The 18,753-nt window shown below is 46.7% G+C and carries 16 protein-coding genes; 14 read left to right on the plus strand and 2 right to left on the minus strand.

The genetic code is table 11. From position 1 onward, the window contains the following. Window position 1: 1 nt before the first annotated feature. The 5 genes from B7990_RS10955 to B7990_RS10975 all read left to right on the plus strand — a co-directional run bounded on the left by B7990_RS10955 (window position 2) and on the right by B7990_RS10975 (window position 6,425). The gene (locus tag B7990_RS10955; protein ID WP_088640987.1) at window positions 2-1,000 is read left to right on the plus strand and encodes an ABC transporter ATP-binding protein; all 999 of its coding nucleotides are present in this window, start codon (window positions 2-4) and stop codon (window positions 998-1,000) included. Beyond that, entirely contained in the window at window positions 990-1,799 is an 810-nt protein-coding gene (locus tag B7990_RS10960) for an ABC transporter ATP-binding protein (RefSeq protein ID WP_072829887.1), read from the plus strand. Before B7990_RS10955 ends, B7990_RS10960 begins: the two co-directional genes overlap by 11 nt. Before the next feature lie 302 nt (window positions 1,800-2,101). After that, the gene (locus B7990_RS10965; protein ID WP_088640988.1) at window positions 2,102-3,880 is read left to right on the plus strand and encodes a S8 family serine peptidase; all 1,779 of its coding nucleotides are present in this window, start codon (window positions 2,102-2,104) and stop codon (window positions 3,878-3,880) included. 208 nt (window positions 3,881-4,088) lie between these two features. After that, complete coding sequence (gene tnpA / locus B7990_RS10970) at window positions 4,089-4,532, plus strand: IS200/IS605 family transposase (protein WP_088639245.1); 444 nt, start codon at window positions 4,089-4,091, stop codon at window positions 4,530-4,532. Window positions 4,533-4,688: 156 nt separating this feature from the next. After that, on the plus strand, window positions 4,689-6,425 hold the full coding sequence (locus B7990_RS10975) for a DUF4832 domain-containing protein (protein ID WP_088640989.1): 1,737 nt from the start codon (window positions 4,689-4,691) through the stop codon (window positions 6,423-6,425). Between the two features lie 135 nt (window positions 6,426-6,560). Here B7990_RS10975 and B7990_RS10980 read toward each other — a convergent pair whose 3' ends face one another. Next, entirely contained in the window at window positions 6,561-8,801 is a 2,241-nt protein-coding gene (locus tag B7990_RS10980; protein WP_088640990.1) for a cellulase family glycosylhydrolase, read from the minus strand. 475 nt (window positions 8,802-9,276) lie between these two features. Here B7990_RS10980 and B7990_RS10985 point away from each other — a divergent pair, with 475 nt between their 5' ends. The 5 genes from B7990_RS10985 to B7990_RS11005 all read left to right on the plus strand — a co-directional run bounded on the left by B7990_RS10985 (window position 9,277) and on the right by B7990_RS11005 (window position 15,043). Beyond that, complete coding sequence (locus B7990_RS10985; protein ID WP_088640991.1) at window positions 9,277-10,227, plus strand: T9SS type A sorting domain-containing protein; 951 nt, start codon at window positions 9,277-9,279, stop codon at window positions 10,225-10,227. Between the two features lie 172 nt (window positions 10,228-10,399). Further along, on the plus strand, window positions 10,400-11,866 hold the full coding sequence (locus B7990_RS10990) for a glycosyl hydrolase family 8 (RefSeq protein ID WP_088640992.1): 1,467 nt from the start codon (window positions 10,400-10,402) through the stop codon (window positions 11,864-11,866). A gap of 95 nt (window positions 11,867-11,961) precedes the next feature. Continuing rightward, window positions 11,962-13,044, plus strand: a complete 1,083-nt coding sequence (locus tag B7990_RS10995) for a BatD family protein (protein WP_088640993.1) — start codon at window positions 11,962-11,964, stop codon at window positions 13,042-13,044. A gap of 355 nt (window positions 13,045-13,399) precedes the next feature. Then, window positions 13,400-13,960 carry a hypothetical protein gene (locus tag B7990_RS11000; protein WP_176407295.1) on the plus strand — a complete coding sequence of 187 codons (561 nt, stop codon included), beginning with the start codon at window positions 13,400-13,402 and terminating at the stop codon, window positions 13,958-13,960. 21 nt (window positions 13,961-13,981) lie between these two features. After that, the gene (locus B7990_RS11005; protein ID WP_088640995.1) at window positions 13,982-15,043 is read left to right on the plus strand and encodes an acyltransferase; all 1,062 of its coding nucleotides are present in this window, start codon (window positions 13,982-13,984) and stop codon (window positions 15,041-15,043) included. A 3-nt stretch (window positions 15,044-15,046) separates the two neighbouring features. Here the strand turns inward: B7990_RS11005 and B7990_RS11010 are convergent, their stop codons facing one another. After that, window positions 15,047-15,883, minus strand: a complete 837-nt coding sequence (locus tag B7990_RS11010) for a hypothetical protein (protein ID WP_088640996.1) — start codon at window positions 15,881-15,883, stop codon at window positions 15,047-15,049. A gap of 95 nt (window positions 15,884-15,978) precedes the next feature. On the opposite strand from B7990_RS11010, the gene B7990_RS11015 reads away from it, so the two are divergent. Genes B7990_RS11015 through B7990_RS11030 form a run of 4 tightly spaced genes read left to right on the plus strand, consistent with a single transcriptional unit; the run spans window position 15,979 to window position 18,649 of the window. Next, window positions 15,979-17,004, plus strand: a complete 1,026-nt coding sequence (locus tag B7990_RS11015; RefSeq protein ID WP_088640997.1) for a hypothetical protein — start codon at window positions 15,979-15,981, stop codon at window positions 17,002-17,004. Beyond that, window positions 16,991-17,308, plus strand: coding sequence for a TfoX/Sxy family protein (locus tag B7990_RS11020; protein WP_088640998.1), 318 nt, complete (start codon window positions 16,991-16,993; stop codon window positions 17,306-17,308). Before B7990_RS11015 ends, B7990_RS11020 begins: the two co-directional genes overlap by 14 nt. A gap of 12 nt (window positions 17,309-17,320) precedes the next feature. Continuing rightward, window positions 17,321-17,986, plus strand: coding sequence for a hypothetical protein (locus B7990_RS11025; RefSeq protein WP_176407297.1), 666 nt, complete (start codon window positions 17,321-17,323; stop codon window positions 17,984-17,986). 48 nt (window positions 17,987-18,034) lie between these two features. Continuing rightward, complete coding sequence (locus tag B7990_RS11030) at window positions 18,035-18,649, plus strand: hypothetical protein (protein ID WP_176407299.1); 615 nt, start codon at window positions 18,035-18,037, stop codon at window positions 18,647-18,649. The last annotated feature ends 104 nt before the right edge of the window (window positions 18,650-18,753 follow it).

An 18,753-nucleotide genomic window follows, 5' to 3' on the forward strand; every position in this document is an offset into this window, starting at 1 on the left:
AATGTCTGATAATGTTTTTGAAGTTGACCACTTGGGTCTTTATTACCTCGGCCGTTTTGGAGACAAGACTCACGCTGTTACAGACGTGTCCTTCTCCATGAAGCAGGGGGAAATTCTCGGTATCGCCGGTGAATCGGGTTGCGGTAAGTCCACGCTCGTCTCTGGCCTTATGGGTATGTGCATTCCGCCGCTTTATCCGGAAACGGGTGACGTTCGCGTCAAGAGCGGTGACCACATGGAATCTCTCATGAACCGCAGCATCGAAGACGTCCGTGCAAACGTCCTCGCTCAGAAGGTCTCCATGATTCCGCAGGGCGCATTCAACGCTCTGAACCCGGTCCGCAAGATCAAGGATATCGCAGCCGACGTGATCGCTGCCCACCAGCAGCCCGGCAAGGCCATCGACATGAAGGAAGTCTACGACCGCCTTTGTGAACGTTTTGACTTGTTCGGTATGGACACGAAGCGCGTGTTGAACTCCTATCCGATCCAGCTTACTGCAGGTGAACGCCAGCGTTCCGTGATCGGTATCTCCACGCTTTTGAACCCGCAGATGGTGATTGCTGACGAACCGACTTCTGCTTTGGACGTTTCCACGCAGAAGGAAGTGATCAAGATGATTTTCGATCTCTTGGACAAGGGCATCTTCTCCACGATGATCTTTATTACCCACGAACTTCCGCTCCTCTACCACGTGGCAGACAACATCGCCATTATGTACGCAGGCGAAATCGTGGAAAAGGGTACTGCAGAACAGGTCGTCAAGGATCCGCGTCATCCGTATACGCAGGCCTTGATGGGCGCTATGCTCAGTACCGAGGCAAGCCAGCGTGGCCGCCATCCGGTGGCTATCGAAGGTGCTCCTCCTAGCCTCAAGAACAAGATTGTGGGCTGCCGCTTCGCTCCGCGTTGCAGCAAGGCATGCCCGGACTGCAAGAAGAATACCCAGAATCTCCGCATTGTCGGCGATCGTGACGTGAGGTGCGATTATGCAAAGTGATAAGCCCATTGTTTTTTCTGCCAAGCGCATCAGCAAGGACTTTGGTGCCGGCAAGAACTTGAAGACTGCCGTTAAGGACGTTTCTTTCGACATCTATGACGAAGAATTCATCTCCATCGTGGGTGGCTCTGGCTGCGGCAAGTCCGTGCTTGCCAAGATCATGCTCGGCCTTTACCAGCCGACTCGCGGTCAGTTCCTCTATCGCGACAAGCCGATCAAGAACCTGAAGGACCACTGGAACGAAGTCCAGTCCGTTTTCCAGGACCCGTTCGGCTGCTTCAACCAGTTCTTCACCATCAGAAGCCAGCTCGAAGACGCTCTCAACATCTTGAAGGACAAGCCCTCCAAGGAAGAAGTCCGTCGCCGCGTTGACGAAGGCCTCATGGCTGTGAACGTTACCCCGGCTGATATCGAAGGCAAGTATCCGTTCGAACTCTCCGGTGGTCAGATGCAGCGTATGCTTCTCGCCCGTATCTTCGCACTCCGTCCGAAGGTCCTTATCGCTGACGAAGCTACCTCCATGGTGGACGCCTGCGTTCGTGCAAACATCCTCGATTACCTCCGCAAGTTGAAAGACGAGCTGAAGATGACCGTGGTGTTCGTGACCCACGATATCGGTCTTGCAAACTACGTTTCTGACCGTATCTTCATCATGCACGACGGTAAGATCGTGAACCAGGGTACTCCTGCTGAAGTGCTCGACAACACGAACGAACCGCACACGCTCCGCTTGCTCGATGACATTCCGGAAGTCCACAAGACTGAATGGATCAAGAACAGCCATCGTTCTAAGAAATAAGCATCAGTTGGGGCTTGCCCCATCCAGTGCTATTCGAAAAGCCGCAGCTTAAAAGCTGCGGCTTTTCTGTATTGAGAAAAACTGGAGATAAAACTTGATTTTATGTTGTTTTAGCTGTGTTGAAATGTTGTTTGTTTCTTATGAAGTAAACTAATTCTTCTTTATTAGTATTAATTTGAACTGCAATAATAATATTGTAATAATAAAATAAGTAAAAATAGCTAGAAATCATAGCAAAGTATCATGTTATTTTATTAACATTTATTTTGTGATACGTTTGTATCATAAAATAGGAGTAAAACATGAATAAAAAAATGCTGACAATAACAGCAGTGGCGGCTCTTGTAGGAGGAACCGCTTCTTATGCAGCAACTTCTGATGACGTTAAGTCTACAGATAAAGAATGGGCCGATGAATCCGCACCGGCTACTTCTCGAATGAGCAATAGCGTTAAGAAGTTTGTTGAAGCCCAGAAGAGCAATGCTCAGAAGCGTAAGGTTTCTCTGAAGTCTGACGTTTTGGGTCGCCGTGGCGGTGCTCAGAAGGGCGCTCTGGACTACGCAATCAAGGATTCTGACGTTCAGAAGATGAAGGTTGTCATTAACGATGTCAAGACGAATGATATTCCGTTGCCGACTGTTAGTGGACGTTATGAATTCAACCCGAATACGAATCAGAAGGCTTACTGGCTGAATGGTACCAAGGTTAGCGAATCAGAGTATCTTTCGAAGGCTGAAAAGCGCGAGAAGAAGTACAATGATTCCAAGAAGACTTTTGTCTCGCCGCGTACGGCATACTTGACGGCTAGCGAAATTGAAAAGGAACTTGCAAGCAGCGAAACCAAGTACATCACTGAATATAAGGAAGTTGAACCAAACCTTTCTTATGGTTCTCAGGATTACAGAGATTATTCGTATATCCTTCAGAAGTCTGGTGTCACCAGTTATGCACATAACAATGGCGTTAAGGGCCAGGGCGTCGGCGTCTATTATAACGAAGGTGGCTGCCCTCCGCTTAGCTACGTGAATACAAGCTATTATACACGCTTGGGAACTTGCCCGGGTTATGCTACGCATGTTATTGGCGTTACGAGGGTCTTGCAGACTACCGCTCCTGAAGCTATGATTTATGGTATCGATGGCGTGAATTATCCGACGAACGTGAGCAACTACGCCCAGCCGATCATGATTGGCTCTCAGTCCTGGAGCTTTGTCCTGGATGATAATGGCTATACTTCTTATGATGCTGTTATGGACAACTACATCTATACGAACCGAGTTGTAGAATTTGTCGCTGCTGGCAATGGCGGCAGACAAAGCTATATCGGTTCTCCGAGTAGAGCATTGAATGCCATTTCTGTTGGCGCTGTCTCTCCGGTTGACAATATGTATGTTTCGTATTCGTCTTCCAAGAACTCGATTGCTCTGAATGACAAGCCTGAAGTGGCCAACTATACGAGCTTCCGCTTCCCGGGCGATGCTTCTTATACCGTTTCTGGTAAGACGTATAACGGCACCTTCAATGGTACAAGTGCTGCAACGCCGTTTATGGCAGGCATGACTGCTAACATGCTTTCTCAGCACCACTTCCTGTGGTGGCATCCGGAAGTTGTCAAGGCTCTCTTGATCGCTGGCAGCAAGTCCGTTGAAAATTCGGATTATGATGTTGACGGTTCAAGCCGCTTCTTGGCCGGCATTCCGCATTATTCCAGCTTCACCTGGTCTGATGCATATCGCTGGCGTTTCTGGCAGGGCGAAAACAACAGCAATTTCGATTCGAATAAAGAAATTGTCTTCACGGAATACAGCATCCAGAAGGGCAAGCATTACCGCCTTGCTATTTCCTGGTTGACTTCTGGTGAATATGCCTTGGCAAACAAGAATGTGGCTCAGGATATCGACTTGAGCGTCTGGCAGAATGGTACCCGTATCAAGAATTCTGCATCGGCCAAGAACCCGTACGAACTTGTTGACTTCGTGGCTCCGGAAGCAGGATCTATTGAAGTCCGCATCAAGCGTTTTGCTAACCGTTCTACAAGCGAAAAGGTCATTCTCGGCTACGCTTTCGTGAAGGTTGACTAAGCTTGTTCTCTTTTCGTTTTGAACAGCGATAAAACCCAAAAGGCCCGGCGATTTTTTCGTCGGGTTTTTTGTATAAATGAAAACCACCAGCTAGGCTGGTGGTTCAAAAGAGCCTTCTGGCGTTGCGTCCTCGGATAAAAAGAAATCCCTTGATTACTGTTGATATGCGGTCTGCCAACTGCATAACAATAAAATCAAAGGATTTCAAATGAATTATAGAAATAATAACACATTAGCTCATACATCGTGGAACTGCAAATACCATATTGTGTTTGCTCCTAAATTTAGAAGGAAAGTTTTTTACGGGGAGAAAAAGGTTGAAATCGGGGCAATCCTGAGAAAGCTTTGCGAATGGAAACAGGTCAATATTTTGGAGGCTGAGGTTTGCCCGGATCACGTTCACATGTTGGTCGAGATTCCACCCAAAGTGAGCGTTTCGGGTTTTGTCGGGTACTTGAAAGGGAAAAGTAGCCTGATGATCTACGAAAAGTACAAATCACTCCAGTTCAAATACCGTAACAGGGAATTTTGGTGTCGCGGCTACTATGTTGACACGACTGGTAAAAATACGGCAAGGATTGCAACGTATATTCAAAATCAGCTGAAGGAAGACCAGTACGGAGAACAGTTGACAATGCTGGGAAAACTATAGCCCGTTTACGGGCCGCCGGTAAGGAAAACTCGCAAGTGGCAGATCGTGTTACGCGACGTGACGCGTGGCTAGTATCCTAGGGCAGGGCCCGCATATGAAGAACCACCGGCTACGCCGGTGGGTTCCTTTTTGTGCTTAATTATATATATTCATTCTATGATATTTCATTTTTCTCGTTTAGGCTTTTGGGGGTGTGCTTCGCAGGCTGTTCTTTTGCTTGCGCTGTTCCAGTCGTCGGTTTTTGCAGCGGAACTTGTAAAGCAAAGTATAGACACGACCGATGCCATGCAGACGCTGTCAAATTTCGATCGCGGATTCTACACGCCGCAGGTGTTGCATATAAAGCCCTCGGGCGGTAAGCCGATTGAAAAACCTTATGGCAAATTGTTGCATTTGAGAGCCGAGATTTCGGAATTCAGCAGCCGCGCGTGGTTCGGGATTGATACGACGGGTGGCAAGAAGGATACGACTTGGGGCAAGAGCCAGGATCTCACGGAAGATGCCTTGAATGTGTTGCAACAGACGTTTGACAACATCCGCAAGGATGGTGGGCACGTGATTGTGCGAATTTGTTATGACCCGTGGTATAATGGCCGGAGCAATGTTACGCCGGAGAACAAGTGGGTGTTGCGTCATGTAGAGCAGCTTGCGCCAGTGCTCTCGAAGAATACGGACGTGATTGTGGCGCTCGAAATGGGCATGCACGGCGCCTATGGCGAAATGCATTCCGACACAAGCATTACCTACGACCGCGTTGCCGAAGCGACGAACTTGATGCTCCGCAGCACACCTCCCGAACTCAAGATCCTTACGCGAACGGGAAACTATTCGGCGAAGGTGCTTGGCTTTGATAACTGGGGCGTGGACTTCCATATTGATGGCGAAAAGTTTGCAGAGGTTGCGAAAGCCAAGGGCGACACGATGTACCGTGTTGGAATGTTCAATGACGGCTACTTGGGAACGCAATACGATTACGGCACCTGGGGCGCGGACTGTAAGACGTCCATCTGCCGTGAAGAGGGTGTTGCCTGGCTTGAAAAGTACGGCATCAACACGCCATACGGTGGCGAAGCGCTTACTACGCCCAATGGCTACGAAGTCATCAATACGCCGGAGTTCCTTGCGTATGAAGGCTTCCGTACGCATACGAGCTATCTGAATATACAGTGGAACAACAACCTGATTGACAGCTGGAAGAAGTCGCATTTTAAAGGGAAAGATTTTGAATATGACGGCACAAAAATTGACTCGCTTACAGGTTTCAAGTACATCAACGACCATCTGGGTTATCGTTTTGTGCTGCGCGAATCCTGGATTACGGATAAGGTCGGTGCCGATGGCGTTTTCAAGGCTAAGCTGCGCATCCAGAATGTGGGCTTCGGCAACCTGACGCGCAAGATGAAGGCTTCGCTATATGTTAACGGCTATCGTCAAGAGGGTATGCTGGATACTTTGGCCGTTATTACTTATGATGTTCCGCTTTCTGATTCTGTTGATTTTATGAAAGTGTATAGCCGCAAAATCGAAATAAAGGGGGCCGATACAGTGATGACTTTTGATGGGAATAATGAAATTGAATTTGAAGCGAACGTGCCAATTTTTAAGGAATGGAGAGGATGGCCCTTAGATATTTTCTTGCGTGTTTGTAGTGAAACTAATTCTAGCGATTGTATCCATTTTGCAAATGATTCGCTACGTGCAGGAGCTATATATGGAGGAATACGAATCGGAAGTTTTGTTGTAGATGATAGGGAACAGTCTATTGACCCGCGCTTTTCGCGAACAGGTGATGCTGAAAAACAAAATACGCCCTTTGTGCAACGTATCCGCAATAACATCGTTATTCACAATGGTGACAAACGATACCGCTTGAACGGTGCGGGAATCCAGTAATGTAGACCGTAACTTTCCGGACTTGTTTCTTGCGTCGTTCTGGGTATGCGGAGCGTACGAAGAATCCGAAGCATTGTAAAAAGAAAGACCGCAGCGGATTGCTGCGGTCTTTTAAACTTTCAAGAATCTAAGCGATTACTTGTTGGTCCAGCGGATGGAGGCCTTCTGGCTGCCCTGGCGGACGATCAGCGTGTAGGAACCGTTCGGGAGACCCTTGAGGTCGATGGCGTGGTTGCCCTTGCCATAGACATCGGACATCTGCTTTACGCTTGCGCCGAGAGCATCATAGATATCCACCTTCACGAGACCTGTGTTCTTGGTCGTAAAGTGGAGCATCGAGCCGTTCATGCTGGCCTGGAGGCTGTTTGCAACCTTGCGGACAGGCTTGATTGCAATCGAGGGGTTGATGAACTCTTGGTATTCCTGCATGTTGACTGCCGAAGCGCTATCGCCGATGATGATGGTGATTTTTCTGTTGAGCTCTGCGTAAGTGTCGGTTTCCGGAGCCTTGGCGGTGACAACGATGATTGCGTTAGATGCGCCGGCGACGAATCCTGTGCCCTGCTTGGTGATGTATTCCGAAGTCGGCTTGCCATTGTAAGTGTAGGTAATCGGAGCCTTGCCGGTGAGGGTTGCATCTGGGAGGCCTTCGGTGGCGACAGCGCCGATTGCGACTTTCTGGTTCTTGAACGAATTCGAGATGCGGGCATCACCCTTCTTGTATTCGATTTCGAAGGTGTCCTGCATTGCGCGGAAGCCAGGAATTGCGGCTGCTGTAGCGACGACTTTTGCCTTTCCGAAATTCTTGAAGTGGAGCATCCAGACCTTCTCGTTCTTCTGGGTGTTGGAGCAGTTCTTGTTGGAGCATGTGGTCTTGCTTACATCAACAATTGTCGGATCGAGAGATGTGATCGTGAACTTGGAACCTTCGCTTGTCTTGTCATCCATTGTGAGGATATAGTCGTTGGTTCCGTCGCCGTCGAAATCGAGTGTTCTGCCGGTCGTTGTTCCAGACTTGCAGGTGCCCGAGAATGAACAGGTGACGTTTTCGAGGTTCGGAATTGTTTGACCTGCAACCTGGGTGATCGTTACGACGGACTGGGAGCCGTCGTTGCCAGTCAAGATGGAAAAACCGTAATCGTTGATGACGAGGTCGCTTCCAGAAATGGATACGACTTTTTCGTTACTGGATGTATATGTGCAGCCAGATTTGAGGACGCCAGAAATCTTGCCTTCGGTCTGTTTGGCTGTCGTTGCCTTGAAGGAGCAGCTGCCGCTCTTGCCCTTGACGAGAGAGTCGGCCCAAGCGCGGGCGTTCTTGGTGAGGTAGCTCTTGACAATGTTTCCAGAAGTGGTGAGTGTTGCTGCGTCAAGATCTGCGGCTGTCACGAGTGCCTTGTTGCCTGCGAAGATTGCTGACTTTTCGCTCTTTTCGTCAACGTGGCTGGTCTGCTGGCGAAGGCTCCAGTTGCAGTTCGGAATGTTGTTCTGGTCCATGAAGCTTGTCCAGGCGCTTGTTGCGCTGGAGTTCGGATCGCCATTACCGTCGGCGTTGGTCGTACCCCATTCGCTAATGAATACTGGATAGCCGGCGCTGAGAGCGCTAGTCACGTTTCCGCCGTAGCTGCCTTGAGAGTGGGTTGCCGCGTAGAAGTGCAAAACGTATGCGATATTTGTAGAAGATATCGGATCTCTTGCACCCTGTTCCGGATGCTGAGACCAGTTCGGTGTACCGACAATGATCAGGTTCTGCGTATTGGCACGGATTGCGGGGCAGATTGTGCTTGCATAGCTCTTGACTGCGCCCCAGTCACCACCACTGCCATTGACCGGTTCGTTGTAGATTTCGTAAATGACGTTCGGAACGTCTTTATACTTTTCAGAGACCGTCTTGAAGAACTCTTTGGCTAAGGACGTTTCCTGGTGGGCTCTGTGGCTGTGCCAGTCGATGATGATGTAGACGTCGTTTTCGATAGCGGCCTGAACCATGCGGTCGATCATAGACAACTGTCCAGAAGGGTTTTCCTTGTAGGATGATCCTGCATCGACCTTGTTCTTTGTGCCGCCATCGCTATCGTAGTATTCGATACCCATGGCATAACGGAACACGTCAATCTTAAAATTGTCAACGACCCACGAAATGACTGTAGGGTTATAATAGGAGTCGCCAGTTGCATCGGACCAGAAAAGGCTAACGCCGCGGAGCATCGCCTGTTGGTTGTTCTTTGCGCCGACGATCTTGTTTCCGCTTGTGTGGAGGGCGCCATAATAAGAAACTGGGCCGACTTTCTTTGGTGTTGCTGTTGCGGCTCCGGCAGCGAATGCAGATACTGCTGCGCATGCCAAGAAGCCTGTCAGGAGCTTTGTCAATTTCATGAGTGTTTTCCTTTTGTTTTGACAAAAATTATCTAATTAAACTGAAGATAGTAAACATTTTAGCCTAATTTTTTTTTTACCATTGTAACACAAGGCTTTTTACGTCCTCTTCAGTTTTTACACCGTCACCCTGTTTATTCTGCCATTCCCGCTTGTGAGATGGAACGACAACTTATTAAATGTAATGTAGCTTTCTGCGCGCCAGAATGAAATAGCTGAATCGTAATAAAAAAGTTGCGTTTGTTTTTATGTGATAAAATATACAGAAGTTTTTTGTAATAAAAGTTGTATGTACTTTGGCAGCGTCCAATGTATTATATTAGGTATTATATTAGGAAAGAAATGGTGGTTTGTTGACGACTATGTAAATTTTTTTTTCAAGGGGCTGTAGGTATGGCATTTTGAAAAAAAATAAAATATATTGTTGTCCAAATCACCCATTTTGGGTAAAACAGTTAAAAAAAGAGAGAGAATTATGAATAAGAAACTCACAATTGCATCGGCTCTTGTTGTTGCATCTGCTTCTTTTGCAGCACTTGATGACGGTATTTTCCAGCTTTGGGTTGGTGCAGAAGGCTCTGCCCAGGTTCACACGGGTCTTGACAATGGTTCCGAAACTTCCGGTTACTGGTGGGCCTATAACGATAAGCTTGACGGTGGTGGATCTGAAGTTCAGTGGCCGGTAACCCCGGGTAACGATTACGATGATACCGCTCTTGACCCGATTATCGATCACTGCAAGGGCGTTTGCGGTACTGCTGTCCTCGACAAGGGTACTTTGAGCTATCAGCCGTTCGTCGGTATCGGCTTCAACATTGCTGGCCAGGCTGTCGGTGGTGGTGACCCGACAGCGGCTGACGCTTCCTCTTGGGGTGGTCTCTGCATTTCTTATACTGCTGAAACTGGTCCGTCTCTCGAACTCGGTCTCGGTGACTTCGATTCTGAAATCGGTTACGCAAACCCGGCCGCAGGTCTCGCCAAGGCTTCTTCTATTCAGGTGAAGTCTCTCGCTTGGTCTGACTTTAAGATGCCGTCCTGGTACAAGGAAGCTACAAAGATTACTGGTCCGGAAGCTGCAAAGCGTCTCGTCGCAGTGAAGTTCAAGCTCCAGACCTCTGATGGTAGCTACAAGTTCAACATCGCTGCAATTGGCCCGTACACTGAAACTTGCCCGAACGGCACCAGCATCAAGGCTGTTCGTAGCGCATCCTCTGCAAAGGCTATCCTTTCTGGCCGTTCTCTCTCCATCGCTGGCATCAAGTCTGCTGCCACTGCTGAAGTCTTGAACCTCCAGGGTCAGGTTGTTGCTAAGGGTTCTGTCGACGCTTCCTCCACTCTCAACCTCGCTTCTCTCGATGCAGGTGTCTACATGGTTCGCGTTGCTGGCAAGTCCGTCAACTTCACCAACAAGATCGTGTTGAAGTAATTCAGGATTCGCAAGAATTTCAGAAGAGGGTCGCGCAAGCGGCCCTTTTCGTTTGTTGCGTAAAATTGTTTTTGCTCACAGGTAAAATTCATTTTTACTTTCATTTTTTCGCTAATAGCTATATTTATATATATTACATTCGCATTTACCAATCCTGCTTTAAGAGGCTTTTATGATTTGCAAGAAATTCCTGTTGTCCGCCTTGGTCGGCTCGGCTTTTTTACTGGGCGCCTGTGGCGACGATAATCCGAATTCACCTGACAATCCGACGCCAAGCTCCGCGTTGACTCCGCTTCCAACAAGTTCTTCTGCTATTGATCCGGGGCCGACATCTTCGCCCACTCCGACTAGCTCGACTCCTGCTCCTGCTAGCTCCGCTATTGCACCGGTCGTGTATCCGCAGCTTGCTCCTGTAGCAAACATGGATGTTGCTATGAACCATTATCTGAATTGGAGAAGCTTTCATTACACGACTGAAGAACAGGAAATGGCTGTCTATCCGTCTCTGGCTGTAGACTTCAGTTATGTGTTCCCTGCGGCTTTTACTTATGATCCGGTCAATAACCCGCTGGGCGGTGTCGGCCGTGTTATCTGGCAAAATCAGGCTAGTGGTTATTATAGGGATTATTGCTACGTAGAGGATGCGACTGCAGTCAATTGGAGAGCCCGAGCCTGTACGGTGTCTGAAGGCATTGGTTACGGTATGCTCCTTGCTTACTTCAATCTGGATGATGAAACCTTCCGCCGTTTGTGGAACTATACGAAGGGCTTTAGAGCATATGCCAACAGAAGGCTTATGCCGTGGATTACAGAGTCCTTCTACTGGAGGAAAGTTGATGAATCCAGCGCCACGGACGCCGATGAAGATATTGCGACGGCCTTGATCCTTATGTATTACAGGACTGGCCAGGAGATGTACTTGCAGGATGCTTTGACTTTTGTGAGCGCTATTTGGGATCTGGAAGTCAATCCGACGACCTTGCTCCTTTATTCTGGGGATGAAGGCATATGGAAGAAAGCAAATCCGACTTACAACCTGAGTTACTTCTCTCCTGTAGCCCTTAGACTCTTTGCGATGGTGGACCCGTCTCATGATTGGATGGGCGTTTTGAATGCGATGTATACGTACATGCAAAATGTTCAGGCTATGGGTACAGGCGTGTTTCCGGACTGGAGTGATGCTACGGGCAATGCTGTGAATCCGCCCAATGAATCAGCCGGCAAAAACGAAAAAACTTACACCTGGTATACGTTCAATAAGGAATCTGTGCGTATCCCGTGGAGAATTGCCTGGGATTACTATTGGTTCCAGGATCCGCGTGCGGCGACAATCCTGACTCAGCTGAACCAGTTTATCTCGACCAGGGCGAAAAACAATCCGGATGACGCTGCCCTTTCTGTCTATTACTCATGGAATCTGGCGATTGGTCCTGACAACACTAAAGGTACTACAGTGCCGAGCCATTGGTATGGTGCGTGGTGCGTTACTGGTATTGTTGACAACCCGACTTGGCTTAGCCTTTGCACGAATGGTGTGAATGCAAAGACGCTTTCGAACACCGGTAGCAGCTATTTCCCGGATATCTTGCTCTCGATGTATTCTGCCTTGCTGAACGGTTTGTTCATTCGTCCGTTCTAATGAGTGGAAGTTTCGAATTGCTTTAAGTTATCATGCCCGCACGTTGTGCGGGCTTTTCCTTTTTATAGGTGTCTTTTTTTGTATATTCTTTGCGTATGAAAGAAAAGAATGCGAAATCCAAGACTGCAAAGGTTAAGTCTAAGTCAAAGAATGCGGCGAGTGCTGAAAATGCCGCTTTGGTGAAAGAAAATGCGCCGGATACGGCGCTTGTGGTGCCTGCAAATGACTTGGGGGATTCTCCAGGTGTTTTGGATGTCGCAGACAGTTCGAACGCAGTCGGTGATGCAGGTCCTGTTGACGGAGATTCCGCGGGAATGCCTGTGCTCCCGACGGCGGAACAGCTCGGGATTACAATTACTGCGGGGAATGCGGCAAGTGCCGGGAATGCTGCTGGAAATGCGCCGCTCTCGGCGACAGTGGGCGATACGATCAATTTCCCGGTGACGGTTTCGTGGAGCGTGAATGGGAGCGCGATTCTCGTGGTGCCGACGAGTTCTGCTAATGCGAAGGGCATTTTGCAGCTGGGCGTGTCACAGGAATCTAGCCGCTCGGTAAAGGACGGCAAGGAAATGGCACAGATCACGTTCAACTACAAGCTCGTTATGCAAGATACGGGTAATCTGAACATCCCCGCAATGCGTTTTGAAATCCCGACGCCGATGGGCCAGTCGCTTGATTTGCGTAGCGAGAGTGTGCCTATACGTGTCGATGCGCCGTTCAATGCGATGCCGTTTATTGCAGGCGCTGTAGTTGGTGCTTGTGTACTGCTTGCGGCGTTGTGGCGCATGCGCAAGCGAGCTAATGCACGGGCTACGGCTGCAGCGAAGAGTGCGTTTGAAAATGCACTGCGCGAAAAGATGGTGGTCTTGAAGCAGCGCGTGATGGTTGCCGACAGCCGCGAATGGCTCTTGGAGCTTGAAGGAATCTGCAAGGAATATGCCTTTGAAAAGTTCGGAGCTGCCGAAGGAACTGCTGCGGGAATGTCTGCCGATAAAATGCCCGCCGCCTCCGCTGTGAACTTGGATGCTCTCGTGGCTGATGGTAAACTTGACGGCTGGAAGCCCTTGCTTGAGGAATTTGCTCACGCCCGCTACGGCGGCGGCAAGCGCGACAGCTTCGAGAATAAGGAAACCTGGAAACTTGCTATGACGCTCATGGGCGTGAAAGAAGACGAGTAAGGGTTTGACGAAAGAACGGCTCTCCGAGCCTACAGATTAGAGACGAGAGAGGCGGCTTTGCCGCAGTGTTTAGTGGTTGGTGGTTAGGGGAGTGTTACCCTGAGTGGAGAGGCGAAAGCCTCGAAGTCGAATGGGTCCGGTGATTTTATTATGCGTTTATTCTGGAAATTCTGATACGCGGATGAAATCAGCAGATAAAATGCTCTTGCATTTATCGGAAATATTTTAACTTTATAAAATGATTCGAAAGTTTTGTTCGCTTGTTTTTTGCGTTATCGCCTTGCTTCTACTTTTAGCGGGGTGTTCAAACCATCCGCCTTCCGCCGCGCAATTTATGAATGTGAAAAAGGATAGAATGAGTTTTGTTGTAGGTGGGACTGTTAGAACAGGAAATGTTGACAATCGCGAAGTCTCTTACGGCCCTAAAAATAATACGGCCCATGATCAATATTATTCGTATGAAGAAGGATATTGGAATTTAGACCTAGTTTGGTTTGCTGCTACATCTCATGTTGTATTGGGGCTTGCTCTTGAAGACTATACGTATAGAATGTTTTTAGGTCCTCGCTTTCAATATTTTGGTGTACAGGGCTGGGCTGGACTTTCTCCGAGTGATCGTAGAAAAGAAAAGGATAATCCCAAAGTAGTGGGTGGGGTTATGTTGATAGAGCAATTCCCTATATCGGAAAAAATCAAGGTAGGGCTTAGTGAACATATTTCGCGGAATTCATATAAGGTTATCAATCACACGGAATGCTGTTCTATGAATGAAATTTATGCTGAACAGTATGCTGAATTTGGTTTTGGAACATACTTGACATACAAAAACTTCTCTATTGAATTCCGTTATGGGCGAGAAATTGGTGAACCGAGAAATCGCTTTTATTTTATGACGAATTACGCATTCTTTAATTGATTTGAACTATAATTTAGACGTATGATTATTGATAAGGAAAAAGCCACACATCGTGCGGCGGGATTGGATCTCTTTCGCGTTGTGGCGGCTGTAATGGTGCTGTTGTTCCATTGCAATATCCATCATGATAGCAGTTTCGGACCGTTGACGGGATTTATCTCGATGGGTGCCGTGTTCATGACGGCGTTCTTTATGCTTTCGGGCTATGTGCTGTTTTTGACGTACAAGGACAAGTCGCTTGTGCAGGCTCCCGCACTCAAGAAATTTTACCTGAAACGCATTTTCGGAATTTTTCCTTTGTATTTGGTCGTGGCGGTATTGTATGTTGTAACCTTGGGACAGGAATCGGTGTCTCAGAATCTGGTGTTGTTGCCGGTTGAACTGCTTGGGTTGCAAAGCGTATTTTCGACGCTGTTCCCGGTGAGCCATAATGACGGGACCTGGTTTATTTCCTGTTTGCTACTTGCGTATTTGGCGTTCCCGCTGATGCAGGAAGCTGTAAAGCAGATGACGACACGCACGAAGTGGATTGCGCTTGCAATTTGCGCTGCTGTTCTGCTTTGGTCGCCGCTTGTGGTGCATACGTTCAAGACGGATTCGATTTATGCAAACCCGTTTTTCCGCGGACTGGAATTTTTCATTGGCGTTCTGTTGTGCTCGTTGCCGATCCGCGCGGGAATTGCGAAAATTCTTGCGACGTGGAAAGTCTTTGTCGCTGAGGCGGTGCTTTTGATTGCCGGAATTTCGATTGCGGTTCGGCTGAATATTTTCGTAGGCAATTACATGCTTTACGACTGGATTGTGCTGCCGCTGTTTGCCTGCATGATTTTAACGCTGGCGGGATTGAAATCGCCACGGCTGCAGGGGGCTGCGATTTTGCGTTATGCGAGTGCGGCGAGCTATGCGTTTTTCTTGGCTCAAGTGTTCAATACACAAATTGAAAATTGGCTATTCCCGTTATGCGGGATTCAAAATAATGCGTTGCAAATTGCAGTATCGGTTGCTCTGTGTGCTGTCATTGCTATTGCGTTGCACGAACTTATCGAAAAGCCGTGCGCAAAAATGTTGAAAAAGAAATTGTAAAAACTATCGGAGAGCTGTTTCAAGGATTAGGGCGAGTGCAATTAGCGTAAGTCCGTTTTTGGGACGAATTTTTTTGCTGATGGGATAAAATGCGTTTGCAATAAATAATATCGAGAAAAGGAGAATCCCTGCAGCGAGCATGTAGGCGGGAGTTCCTGAGCAACAGCGGTATATGCCGCTGTATGTCCCTGATATGAATGTAGTGATTGCGTTTACGGCGAGAACTGACGCAATACCAAGCGCAAATTTAAGATGGTTTAGCCAATAGTCTCGGACTATGTTGTTTTTTGTAAAGAAACAAAAAAGCAGGATGGCGCCTATAGGGATATATTTGATATATGGCAGAATGGTTATTAATTTTAAATCGTGAAAGCCTGCAGATCGGTTTGCGCCCATTGAAAATCCAACTAGAGTAAAAAGGACAATACCAAACCCGGTTGCCATACATAAAATGAATGAAACACATCCGTCAGAGTCGGGCATGGATTGTGTATTGTTGTAGCTGTCTATTTCTTCTTGTGTAATTTCGTGATTTGATGGGTCTTCGTTTTCGGTGGGAGCCTGTTCAGAACTTGGAACTGAAATTTGAATATCGTTTAAGTCTGGATTTGATTCAATAGGTTGCTTTGGAATTGTCTCGAACTGCACGAAATTATGTTCGGCGTCTGTTTCGTTTTCTTCGTCTTCGATTTCTGCGATACGCGCTTTGACAATGTTCTGGCGTTCTGGGGAATCGTCTTTTCTGATGATATCTAAAACTTCATAGAGTTCGTCAAGCGGCAGCTTGCAAATTTGTTCTTTGTAGCCTTTGAGATATTCTTCAGTGAATTTTGTTGTCATGCGGCATATAATATACAACAAATTATGCAATTGGGTGTTTTTTAAGGGGCGAAAATAATGTATTATTAGCAGTAAACGATTTGGAAGGAGATCCTATGAAATTACTGAATCTTGGTAGTCTGCTTTGCTGTTCTTTGATGCTTGCCTGTAGTGAAGGTGGCGAGTCTAATCCGGTGGCAGATAATTCAAGGGAAAATTTTGTGGGGATTAAGTACCCGTTGGTTTTGGATGAGGTAAATCGGAAGTTTTCGACTTATGAAGTACACAGTTATGATGTTTGCAAAGTTGATGATGACAAATACGAATTCGTGACGATGGTGGATACACAACATATTGATAGGGTGTATGATTTCAGAGGCGATACGCTTGTTATTTTCTATAGCGATGAAGATGTTAGAACGTATGGTCAAATATTTGTTGGTGGTAAAAATGGACAGATTAAGAATAAGTGGAAAATGATAAACTGCGAGTATGTTCAAGAAAGCAATTCGCTTGATTGCAGTGATACAAAAAAATTAAGCAGCAGACAAAAAAATACAATTACATATTTTGAATTTACGCAGGATACTGTTTTTGCGTCAGTGACTGATCTGAACGGAAATGCGATTGATATATATGCCCCGACAGAAGATGAATATGATGATTATACGGGGTCTTCTTTTATGGAAGATATCTTTGATGTGATTATTACATCGCAATATGAAGTTTTCCCGTGGACGGCATTCTGGAAAAGTGAAAATTTTGAAGCCCATGCGCAAAAAAGGAATGTTGTTATTAACAGTAAAGATAAAACGCATATTTCTTTTGTGATTCGTGGGCAAAATTTTGAAGTCGAGTTTACCAAGGCGAAGCGTTTGCAGTATAACCGTGGTAGTTATGTAGAAGTCGGTGCAACTTTGAAATCTGACAATGGAGTTTGCATTTTGGATTATATGTCCGATCCCCAAATGACTCAAGAAATTTGTAAGGCAGAAAACGCGGGGCTGATGGATCTTGTTTCCACCTACAATAGCAAAGACTCGCTTTTGTATTATGGTGCGGATAGCTACTATATTGGTAATGCTGGTGAATTTAGGGACTGTATCGTTAATTTGGTGAAGAATAAAAATGCCGAGCACTGAAAAGTTCCGTGATTACGTCTTGGCGCAGTTCAAGGGTGAACTGCGTGTGACGACCCGCAAGATGATGGGCGAGTACATCCTTTATGCTGATGGAAAAATCTTTGGCGGGATTTACGATGACCGTTTGCTTGTGAAGCCTGTGGCCGCTGCAAAGGCGATGCTTCCGGATGCAAAATTGCAGTTGCCCTACGATGGCGCAAAGCCGATGTTACGTGTCTGTGCCGAACAAATTGCAGACAACAGCTTGCTCGCGCGTTTGCTCGACGCCATGATTCCAGAACTGCCCGCTGTGAAAAAGAAATAGTGGAGATAAAATATGAATCCAGTGAGAACTTGGACTCGATGCGTACTTCTATTCGTCCTGTCGATGTTGTTACAATGCTGTGCGAATAACGAGTCTCAAACAAAACGGAATTCATCGACTTCTACCAAAAGAACTTGGTGGCCGGAGTCTACTCAGGTTATTGCGGAATTTGTGGAGTTAAAGCTGGATAAGCTTGAATCCTTGCAGGATAGCGTAATCAAGTCCATGATTGATTCGATTTGTGCGGGTAATGATTTTATTCGTTTCTATGCGGAAGGTAGCGGATTTTCAAAAACGGAATTTTCTGTAAGGCTAGAAAAAGTGGTACGGGATTCTTCATGGTTTGTCCTGCGAAGGATTTACTATGAACGGGACTATTCCCATTGGACGGGAAATATGAGCGATTACTCGAAAATGTCCTGGAAAAAAATGTCGGTGGATTCTATTGCCGATACGACGATGTACTTGAAAATGGAATCGGCTTTGGAAAGTTTTGTACCGGAAACAACGAAAGTGGAAAATTACATTGTCGTTGATTCGAATTTTGAGGGAATTGGTTATAAAAAAGATGGACGATGCATGGAAGCTTCTGTTTCCGGGGGCTATTTTTGGGATTCTCCGGGATTGAGCGCTTTGTATGCGGAATTGGAAAAATGGAATCGTCCTTATAAAGAATAAGCTATTTTATAATTTATGAAATGGATATTATGCTCCCTGGTCTGGGTGATGGCCTTGATTTTGGCTGGATGCTCTAATCATCCGCCTTCTGCTGCGCAGTTCATGAATGTGAATAAAAATGGTGGAAGTCTTGTTTTGGGTGGAGTTGCCTTTGTTGGTGATGTTCATAGAGGAACTTATCGGTTTGAAAGTGATTATTTCGATGCGGAAGATTATGGGGCTCTTGATATATCATTTTTAATGCGGTTTGATCACTTTATATTTGGCGCGTCTCTCGAAAATATTTCAATTAGTGGTATTGCGGGTTTTCGAAGTCAATATGTAGGTTTGCAGGGATGGGGTTTGTTTGCAATAAATACTGTTGATAGAGACGCTGTTCCTTTTTTTGGAGGTCTGATGTTGATAGAAGAATATCCTGTAAATGAAAATTTTAAACTAGGATTTAGTGAGCATATTTCTCGTAATGCATATAATGTTGATGAAAATCTTGGTGGTATAGGTTTTTATTCTACTGGTTTTTATGATGAATTTGGTGTAGGGACTTATTTGACTTATAAAGGCTTTTCCCTTGAATTTCGCTACGGTCGAGAGATTGACGAACCGAGAAATCGATTTTATTTTATGATAAATTATGCGTTTATGAATGGAGAGTCGTCAAAATAAACATTTTTTGCATTTGGGGGTGTTAGGGGGCACAGCCCCTTAGGCGAAGGGGTGATGGAAGACTTGCTCTAGAAGGAGGTGCCCGCTCGGTGGCGGGCATGACA

The organism is Fibrobacter sp. UWB4 (genome assembly GCF_002210345.1).
Taxonomy (GTDB): domain Bacteria; phylum Fibrobacterota; class Fibrobacteria; order Fibrobacterales; family Fibrobacteraceae; genus Fibrobacter.